Annotated in this window: 7 protein-coding genes and 1 pseudogene; 2 read left to right on the plus strand and 6 right to left on the minus strand. The window is 39.2% G+C overall.

Translation table 11 applies throughout. The features are described 5' to 3' along the window. Positions 1-100 precede the first annotated feature (100 nt). Entirely contained in the window at positions 101-592 is a 492-nt protein-coding gene (folK, locus tag H6F47_RS25530; RefSeq protein WP_187042045.1) for a 2-amino-4-hydroxy-6-hydroxymethyldihydropteridine diphosphokinase, read from the minus strand. A gap of 347 nt (positions 593-939) precedes the next feature. Here folK and H6F47_RS25535 point away from each other — a divergent pair, with 347 nt between their 5' ends. Together H6F47_RS25535 and H6F47_RS25540 are read left to right on the plus strand one after the other, a co-directional pair. Then, positions 940-3,258 (plus strand): penicillin-binding protein 1A, encoded by a 2,319-nt coding sequence (locus H6F47_RS25535; RefSeq protein ID WP_190651580.1) that lies wholly within the window; start codon positions 940-942, stop codon positions 3,256-3,258. A gap of 83 nt (positions 3,259-3,341) precedes the next feature. Next, positions 3,342-3,539: a hypothetical protein gene (locus H6F47_RS25540; RefSeq protein WP_096565707.1), complete on the plus strand. Its 198-nt coding sequence runs from the start codon at positions 3,342-3,344 to the stop codon at positions 3,537-3,539. A gap of 170 nt (positions 3,540-3,709) precedes the next feature. On the opposite strand, the gene H6F47_RS25545 is transcribed toward H6F47_RS25540, so the two are convergent. The 5 genes and pseudogenes from H6F47_RS25545 to H6F47_RS25565 form a co-directional block, all read right to left on the minus strand. After that, the gene (locus H6F47_RS25545; RefSeq protein ID WP_190347120.1) at positions 3,710-6,385 is read right to left on the minus strand and encodes a peptidase domain-containing ABC transporter; all 2,676 of its coding nucleotides are present in this window, start codon (positions 6,383-6,385) and stop codon (positions 3,710-3,712) included. Next, positions 6,334-7,092: a peptidylprolyl isomerase gene (locus H6F47_RS25550; protein ID WP_096567242.1), complete on the minus strand. Its 759-nt coding sequence runs from the start codon at positions 7,090-7,092 to the stop codon at positions 6,334-6,336. Before H6F47_RS25550 ends, H6F47_RS25545 begins: the two co-directional genes overlap by 52 nt. Positions 7,093-7,349: 257 nt before the next feature. Further along, positions 7,350-8,108 (minus strand): TIGR00297 family protein, encoded by a 759-nt coding sequence (locus H6F47_RS25555; protein WP_190651576.1) that lies wholly within the window; start codon positions 8,106-8,108, stop codon positions 7,350-7,352. A gap of 127 nt (positions 8,109-8,235) precedes the next feature. Beyond that, positions 8,236-8,877: pseudogene (locus tag H6F47_RS25560) on the minus strand (Uma2 family endonuclease). Positions 8,878-9,142: 265 nt separating this feature from the next. Next, positions 9,143-9,577: Rpn family recombination-promoting nuclease/putative transposase (locus tag H6F47_RS25565; RefSeq protein WP_190651578.1), on the minus strand; the 435-nt coding region annotated here is incomplete at its 5' end.

Consider the following 9,577-nt stretch of genomic DNA (forward strand, 5'->3'; position numbering starts at 1 on the left):
GATTTCAAGAGATGGCAAAGAAATTTTCAAATCTCCTCCTGACTCCTGACTCCTGACTCCTGACTCCTATGCCCTCACGGAAAGACTTTCTCAGCAACCCCTACTTAACTAAATGTACATCAGAACGGTCTACTTCTTGCAGCAGATTCTCAATTGTACAACCAGATAGGGGTTCTCTCCAATTTGGGGCAATTTCTGCCAATGGGACTAGGACAAAAGCTCGCTCGTGCATCCGGGGATGGGGGATCTGGAGATTTGGCTCGTTTAAGATTAAGTCATCATACAACAATAAATCTAAATCTAAAGTTCTCGGTCCCCAATGTTCTCGACGCACACGACCAAATTTTTGTTCAATTGCTAACAAGCTGGTTAATAAAGCTTGTGGAGATATTTCTACTTGCAATATGGAACAGCCATTTAAATAATCTGGCTGTGGCGGTCCTACGGCTTTGGTTCTATACCAACTGGATTTTGCTTCGAGAATAATACCAGGGGTTTGGGCTAAAGTCTCTAAAGCGGCTGCTAAAGTTCTTTGGGGATCACCCATATTACTGCCGAGAGCGATCGCACTTCTGGCGAATTTTTTAGACATTCTTTTGCTGCTGAATGCTCTTGCTAGGAGGCAGGGGATCAGTTTTGCTGCATCAGCTACCAACTTTCTCCTATTTGGTAATAAGTCTTGATCTCCCTGAAATTATTTAATCATCTGCCAAAGCCAATGGAAATAACGGTTTGGCAAATAAATCAATTTTACCTGAATTAATTGATTATTTATAAGGTATGATGTTCTAACGCTATGAGCGCAACAACCCTAGCCTTTCGGCATCAATAATAAACTGAAGTAGCTCTGAGGAGAAACTGCTCTTGCCACTTGGGAATCATCATAAAAACGAGGAGTCCACAAACGAGGAGTCCACACCTGAAAACCTACCGCCAACTATGCTGGTGCAGGCAAGGCAGTTACTTAACCAGATGACGAGTTTATCATCTGGGATGGTTGCCAGTATTGTTAGGAGCGATAAACCTTTTTATCGTCGGTTCTGGTTTTGGACTGGCTTAGGTGTAGTCGGTTTAGGTGGCGGGATCATTGCCTGTAATTATGGAATTAGTGTAATAGACAGTTCTTTACCGGATAAATCACAACTGAATGCGGTAATACGAGAGCAAACACTTACTATTCAAGCCAGTGATGGAACTGTTCTCCAACAGCAAGGAGAAGCCACTAGGGAACAGCTAAAGCTAGAACAAATCCCAGAGAACTTAAAAAACGCTTTTATCGCTTCAGAAGACAGAAGATTTCAACAGCACAATGGGATAGATGCTCAAGGTATTCTTAGAGCAGTTGTGAATAATTTGCGATCGCAAGATGTGGTGGAAGGTGGTAGTACCATCACCCAACAAGTAGCAAGAATACTCTTTCTCACCCAAGAGCGCACCATCTGGCGCAAACTCAAGGAAGTGCGTCTGGCTCAGAAAATGGAACAAGAACTCAGTAAAGACCAAATTTTAGAGCGTTACCTAAATTTAGTTTATTTGGGTTCTGGTGCTTATGGTGTAGCAGATGCGGCTTGGGTCTATTTTAATAAATCCGTGGATCAACTGACTTTATCAGAAATGGCCACCATTGCCGGACTTGCTCCTGCTCCCAACACTTACGCCCCAAATAAAAATCCTCAAGCAGCTATGGCAAGGCGAAATCAAGTGTTACAGAGGATGCTGGAAAATGGCATAATTACACCAGAACAACAGCAAGCCGCTATTCAAGAACCACTCACAGTTAATAGCAATTTACCGAGACGCTTTCAAGTTGAGTTTCCTTACTTTACTTCCTACATTCAGCAGGAATTACCAAAATATGTTAAGCCTGATGTGTTAGCAGCAGGAGGGTTAGTAGTAGAAACCAGTTTAAACCCGACTTGGCAAAAGGCAGCAGAAGCAGCAGTGGCTAAAGTTCTCAGAACTCAAGGTAGTTGGGCAAATTTTAAAGAAGCCGCTTTAGTAGCTATTGATCCCCGCAATGGGGAAATTCAAGCAATGGTAGGAGGTAAGGACTTTAGCGAAAACCAGTTTAATCGTGTAACTCAAGCGCAAAGACAACCAGGATCAACATTTAAAGGTTTTGTCTATGCTGCGGCGATCGCTACAGGTAAGAGTCCCTACGATGGCTATGTGGATGCACCATTAGTAGTAGATGGTTATGAACCAAAAAACTACAGTGAAAAATTCTATGGCTCAATGAATCTCAAAGATTCTCTTACCCGTTCTATTAATACAATTGCAGTAAGGGTATTAATAGATGTGGGATATCAGCCAACCATTAAACTAGCACAGGATATGGGGATTAAATCGGAACTCAAGCCTACCTACTCTTTAGCACTTGGTTCTAACGAAGTCAATCTCCTAGAATTAACCAGTGCTTATGGTTCTTTTGCTACCCAAGGTTTACATACAGAAGCGCATGGAATTCGTCGCATCCTCAACCGTCAGGGTGATGTGATTTGGTCTGCTGATGTCCAACCTCAACGGGCTTTAGATGCCGATAGTGCCGCCATTATGACGTGGATGCTACGCAATGTAGTCACAAATGGTACTGGTGCTGCTGCCCAATTAAATGATAGACAGGTAGCAGGGAAAACAGGAACATCAGATGAAGCCCGTGATTTATGGTTTATTGGCTATATTCCCCAAGTAGTGGCAGGAGTTTGGCTAGGTAATGATAATAACCGCCCTACCAATGGTAGCAGCACCAGCGCCGCTTATACCTGGCATGAATTTATGGAAAAAGCCGTTGAAGGAATGCCAGTAGAAAAGTTTCCTGCACGTCCCAAATTAGAAAATCGCAAAGGTACGATCAAAGCTCAACCGATCAAACCGAAAAAAATTGTTAATACTTCCGTTGCATCTGTAGCATCTAATGATCAACAATCAGATCAGGATGATGGTGATTCATCAACCAGACGCAGACGCAGACGCAGAAGCTATTATACTCAAGTAGAACAGCAATCAAACTACACTTCAAGACGTAGACGACGTTACCGACAACAAGAAGAGTCCACTCCCAGAAGACGGAGGCGCTTTGATTCCCAATCAGGGAACAATTCTGGTGCAGAATCATCTCGTTCTAGAAGACGAAACCGCAGACAAGATTCAAATTCTGCTCCTCCTGTAAACAATAATTCCTCTGGATCTTCCCCATCCAAACCTTCTTGGAGAGAACGCCTGAAACCAGGTTCTTCTTCTTCCTCCCCTGGTGAGTAATATTTCCCCCAGTGGCAGATGTAGATGGTCAACTCGTTTTATACTTTGTAAAGAAGTGTTACAAACAATAGGATAATATAGTCATGACATTATTACTGGAAACAGCAGCACCCGCAGCAGCAGGTAATCATTTTCCATTAGCTTTTACTTTAGTGTATGTAGTTGGTTTTATTGCTGCCGTTACTATCGGTTCAATCGCTTGGTACAACTCCAAACGTCCCGCAGGTTGGGAAAGCAAAGAACGCCCTGATTTTGTTCCCAAGGTGGATAAAGAGTCATAGGAGGCAGGGAGCAGGGAGCAGGGAGCAGGGAGCAGGGAGCAGGGAGCAGGGAGCAGGGCGAAGTTAATAACCCAATGCCCAATGCCCAATGCTCAATGCCCAGTCACCAGTCACCAGTCCCCAGTCACCAGTCCCCAGTCCCCAGTCCCCAGTCACCAGTCACCTTACCCTTAAATATTCATCTGTTGTCGTTGATAAAGTGACCAGTATAAACCCTTTTGTTGCAATAAACCTGTGTGTGTTCCCCGTTCTGCAATAATACCTTTTTCCATGACTAATATTAAATCTGCACGTTTTAAAGGTGCAAAACGATGGGCAATTAAAAACACGGTACGGTTAGCAGAAATCTTTTGCAAATTTTGTAATACTTGCTGTTCTGTTTCACTATCTAAGGCGCTGGTTGCTTCATCTAAAATCAAAATTGGGGCGGTAGAAAGAAACATTCTCGCTAATGCAATGCGTTGTCTTTGTCCACCTGATAAAGCTGTTCCTCTTTCACCTACATTAGTTTCATAACCGTAAGGTAATTGACTGATAAAATCGTGTGCTACTGCTAATCTGGCAGCTTCTACAACTTGTTCTGCGGTAATATCTGGATTTCCTAAACTGATGTTTTCCAAGATAGAACCATTAAATAAAAAGTCTTCTTGGAGAACTACAGCAATTTGTTGTCTTAAAGATGCTAAATCACAACTTTTCAGATCAAAACCATCAATTAAAATCCTTCCTGATTCAATTTGATAAAGTCTTTGCAACAGTTTAGAAAGGGTACTTTTACCTGAACCACTGCGCCCGACAATACCCACAAATTGTCCTGGTTTGATATCAAAAGAAATGCCTTTTAATACAGGTTCTGTGTTAGGACTATAACGGAAAAAAACCTGCTCAAAATTAACTTCACCTTTGAGGGGTGGTAATACTAAACCCGTTCCTGCTTCTGCTTCTGGGGCAGCGTTGAGAATATCGCCAATTCTATCTACAGAAAGTAGCACTTGTTGGAGATTTTGCCATAATTGTACTAACCGCAGTAAGGGTCCTGTCACTCTTCCTGATAACATTTGAAAAGCGATTAATTGACCTACTGTGAGTTGCTGATCAATGACTAATCTTGCACCAAACCAAAGTATTAACAATGTAGAAAAATTAGTGAGAAAATCACCAATATTACTGCTAATATTTGATGTAGTGGAAGCTTTAAAACCTGTGCGAATAAACTTAGCAAATAAACCTTCCCAGCGTTCTCTAGCTACTGGTTCGGCTGCATGGGCTTTAACAGAATGAATACCTGTAACCGTCTCTACTAAAAATGATTGACTGTCTGCACTGCGGTTAAAAGTTTCGTTTAGCCAATTTCTTAAAATTGGGGTGGCGATAATTGTTAAAGTGGCAAATAATGGGAGAACAGCTAAAGCTACAAAAGTGAGGGGAATGTTGTAATAAAACATCAATCCCAAATAAACGACGGCAAAGATACTATCGAGAATTACTGTTAAAGCTGTACTTGTTAAAAATTGGCGAATTTGTTCTAATTCTTGTACTCTGGCGACTGTATCACCCACTCTGCGAGATTCAAAATAAGCCAAAGGTAAACGCATTAAATGGCGAAAAAGTTGGGCTGATAAACTCAAATCTAAACGCCGTGCGGTGTGGGTAAAAATGAAGAGTCGAAGAGTACCCAGGAGAGCTTCAAATATGGCGACTAATAAGAGAGCGATCGCCATCACATCGAGAGTAGCTAAACTCTCCTGCACCATCACTTTATCAATGATGACTTGGGTAATTAATGGTGAAGCTAAACCCAATAATTGTAAAGTGAAGGAAGCTAGTAATACCTCACCTAATAATTTGCGATATTTCCAAACTGCGGGAGTGAACCAAGAAAGATTAAATTTCTCTTGTTTGGAAATTAATTCTACTTGCCACAATTTACCATCCCAACAAGATTCTACTACTGATTGGGTGAGATATTCACATTGATTATTGAGAGGATTGGCAATAATTAAACAATTACCTTTCATCCCATAAGTTACAACCCAACTGCTAACTATTTCCGATTTCCATAATAGTAAAGCCGGAAAAGATAAATGTCGTAATTCACCCCAATTTACCTGCAATTTCCGCAAAACTAACCCTAACTTTTCCGCTGTTTCTATCACATTTTTGGGGCGTTGTCCCCGCAGTTGACGTTGTACCCATTCTAGTTGCACACTATTATTTAAATATTGTGCCACCATTGTTAAACAAGCTGCCGCAGTATTTCCACTCACTACAAAAGGATAGTGAGAAGGATAATTAGAAATTGCAGATTTTGATGATGAAGGTAAAGATAAATAAGATGTCGTCAGTGAAGTAGATATTTCTTCTTTTTCCCTGTTTTCACTGTCACCTGTCACTTGTTCCCTGTCACCTTTCCCATGCCAAAATTCATCAATTTGAGGATGAGACAATTTTTCCCACAGTGATGAGTTCCAACACACAACTACAACTTCTTTACTAGCAGCTACAGCTTTACAATTAGTAAATAACTGTTGCAAATCACCAAACCAATCTCCATCATTTAAGGTGGCTACAGGTTTACTTTTTTCATCCCGTAAACGGACTTTACCAGTGATAATAAAAAACTGATATCCTCCTGTTTCCTGTAACCAAATTTTTTCGCCAAGTTGATATTGACGAATTTCTAATTCATTGGTTACTTCTGTTTGTTGTTCAGGAGTCAACCAGCACAATGGCGGTTTTTTCCAAGGTAAAGTATCTAGCGCATTTATTCGTAAAGTTTGATAGTTCAGAATATTTAGCTCACTTGTAATTTTACTGTCAGGTTTTGAATTTTTTCCCCTAGCCATTTTTCAAATAACTCATTTTGTAGTGATTGTTTTAGTTGAGTATTTTCTAAAGTTGCTGGTAGAATGTTCTCTAATCTAAATAAACTGAAATTTCCTTCTATTTCTATCGGTCCTATCAATTGTCCAAGGTTAGCTGCATCTACAGACGCACGCAAAATATCTGGTAAACTACCCCGACTAATGGGACCCATCATACCGTTAAAGGTTTTTTCATCTGCTAAGGAATACTCTTTTGCTAGTTGCTCAAAACTACTTCCTTCTTCAATTTGAGTGTGTAATTCTTCTGCTAGTTCTCGGTTATTAACCATGATCCGAGAAAGTACGACTCGATCTAAATAAATCTTTCTTTCAATAAAGTATTCTGGTAATTTTGGTTCGGTAATTACCGCTTTCAGTTTTTCTAATTTGAACCCAAAGCTAACTGATTCATAAAATGTAGCGTAATCACTACCATTATTTTGTAACCATGTTTGGAATTGTTCAGGATCTGTAAGTTGATTTTTTAACCGAAAATCAATAATTGCTTGTTCAATTAATGCTGTACTGATATTTATATCATCTCTGGTTTTTAGTTCTTTCTCTAGGACATATTGACGCAGAACATCGCTGATAAACTGATTTAGTTTACCAGAAATCTGTAAATACTTGACTACTTGATAGAGGTCGATTTGATCGTCGTTGATTGTAAAAAATGATGAAGATTCCATGAAATAAATATGAGGAAAATCCTAAAAATCTATACAACTTTTCCATTAAATAATAGATAAAACCGTAGGAAAATAAGGTTCAAGATGATAAAGATTTTATGAATTAGTTAGTGAAAAAATAAATAATTATAAAAATTACCTACACCATATAAATAGTAAATGCAATTTTTTACACATTTCCTATGGTGTTGGAGCAGTAATAGTCATGAAAAAAACAGCAAATTTGCTGTTTAAAATTTTGAATTTTTAGTAAATTTTCAAACAAATATCATTTGCCAAATAACAGCGAGGATAATTGCTGCAACTGCCCCAATTAGGGTATTGAAGATATTGACAACTTCGTTGGTAAGCCAAGTATATTTAGATTGCAATGTTGCACCAATGACACTTTCTAAATTGGTAGCGATAAAGGCTGCTATTACACACCAAACAATTCCTAAGATATCTATTAAATTTACACTCCAACCTAAAAGGGCGATCGCTACGGATCCGATAATACCCGCTAAAGTCCCTTCTAAACTTACCGCCCCTTCTGTACCTCTCGCTACAGGTTGCAATGTGGTAATTAAAAAGGTACGTTTACCGTAGGCTTTACCCACTTCGCTGGCAGTTGTATCTGATAATTTGGTGCTAAAACTCGCTACATAGCCCAAACACAGCAAAAACTTCCAATCAGGTATAAGCCACACTCCCAGGGCGCATAAAGTCGCAATTAACGCCGAACCCCACACATTTTCAGGACCCCTTGCACCAGAACGTTTTTCTGCAATTCCTTGGGCTTCTTTTTCTTTCATACCGATGCGGGTAACTCCCGAACCGACGATAAAATAAAACCCTACCACCAGATATCCTGGCCAACCCAGTGTTCCCCAAACTATTACACCCAATAACCAAGCATGGAATATTCCCGCAGGGGTGAGTAATTTTTTAGGAATAATCGCTACTATCCCTAATAAAATAGCGTTTAATCCCATTCCAACTAACCAGGGATTGATGTCATTAAGTAATGATAACATTGGTAATTAATGATGAGTATTTTCAGTTTTTTATGATATGGGACTACTTTTTTGATCTGTGACAGTTAGTGGTGCAGAATGTGGGTTTATTCTACTAAGTACATTTGTCGTCAAAAAACGATTTTTTTTACATCTCAGCAGAGTTCAGAAATTTCCTCAATTCTCGTATAGCTGCACTTGTATTGCGGTTATAGGCAGTTTGTAAACTCTGTTCAACAATCTCATGTATATCAAAATTAGGGAAATAGTGGCTGTAGCTTTGAAGTAAATAGCTGTTTTGCTGAAGTTGATAAATTAACAGTTGCTTTTGTTTATACAGCCAAATTTCTGGAACTTGATAAGGTAGATAATCGTTGATATGAGTATAACTGGTAACGTCAATTTCTAGAACTAAATCAGGTGGTGGATCAACTGTCCAAATAATCCGATTTTTGCTAGATATAGCTTGCCAGTTATGAATATAAAAACAATAATCTGGTTATATTCCACTTTCTTCGGGAAGTTCCATCGTTATGGGGGTAAAAGCATCAAATTCCCACTGAACATAATCGAGTAGAGTAGTAATTATACTGGCGATAACATGAGCATCTTGTCCATGTTTTGGCAAAGGTGACATGATGATTACTTCCCCATTTCGATATTTTAGTCGTGGAATTGTGCGATCGCCCCGTTGTTGACATAAAGTTTGATACTCTTCCCATGTTCCAGGTATCCGCACCACAGCACCGGCAGGAATTTGGGTTTTTTCTGGTGATATCAGCGCAAACATAACTTAACTTATACATCAGTAAATAATTATAGTTTTATTTTATAGTTTTATTTTAGAGAATATTAGCAACAAGCTTGTAATTGTAATAGCTTATCAACATCCTGTACATCCGCAAATCCTGGACATCCTGATTCAGACAATAAAAAACGCACCTTGCTAAAAAAGCCAAAGTGCGATCGCCATTACCAGAAAAATCAAAATCCTGAAAATCCTCAAATCCTGGATATCCTGATTCTGACAAATTCCATCAATCAACTATCACGTATCACCTTGACATTTTCTCTACAATGTTCCTCACTTCGTCAATACTTAAATTCAAAACCTGGGCAATTTGTTCTTGACTCAAACCTAATCCTACCAAACCAGGAACAGCTTCTAATTTAGCTTCGAGTTTTCCTTCTTCTTTACCTTCTTCTCTACCTTCCTCTCTACCTTCCTCTCTACCTTCTTGTTTAGCTTCTTGATAAAATCTGGTTTGTTTTAAATCACTGAGTCCAAACATTGATTCTATTTCCTCCCTATTCATTCTTGGCAGTTTGTAGATTAGAATTGTCTCGATGATGTCTAATATTTGTTGTTGTTGTGTTTGAGACTTTACTTCTTGTTTGGTACGGTTAATTAACTCCCTAGCTTGGGTGATAGCTTTTTCTTCATTGGTAATGATTAGTTTAATTGTAGCAATCCCAATGGGTAATGATGT

This window comes from Sphaerospermopsis sp. FACHB-1094 (assembly GCF_014696195.1).
Taxonomy (GTDB): domain Bacteria; phylum Cyanobacteriota; class Cyanobacteriia; order Cyanobacteriales; family Nostocaceae; genus Sphaerospermopsis; species Sphaerospermopsis kisseleviana.

Coding starts and splice junctions, on each gene's coding strand:
- folK (WP_187042045.1), bottom strand. CDS start 592: ATGTCTAAAAAATTCGCCAGAAGTGCGATCGCTCTCGGCAGTAATATG.
- H6F47_RS25535 (WP_190651580.1), top strand. CDS start 940: ATGCTGGTGCAGGCAAGGCAGTTACTTAACCAGATGACGAGTTTATCA.
- H6F47_RS25540 (WP_096565707.1), top strand. CDS start 3,342: ATGACATTATTACTGGAAACAGCAGCACCCGCAGCAGCAGGTAATCAT.
- H6F47_RS25545 (WP_190347120.1), bottom strand. CDS start 6,385: ATGGCTAGGGGAAAAAATTCAAAACCTGACAGTAAAATTACAAGTGAG.
- H6F47_RS25550 (WP_096567242.1), bottom strand. CDS start 7,092: ATGGAATCTTCATCATTTTTTACAATCAACGACGATCAAATCGACCTC.
- H6F47_RS25555 (WP_190651576.1), bottom strand. CDS start 8,108: ATGTTATCATTACTTAATGACATCAATCCCTGGTTAGTTGGAATGGGA.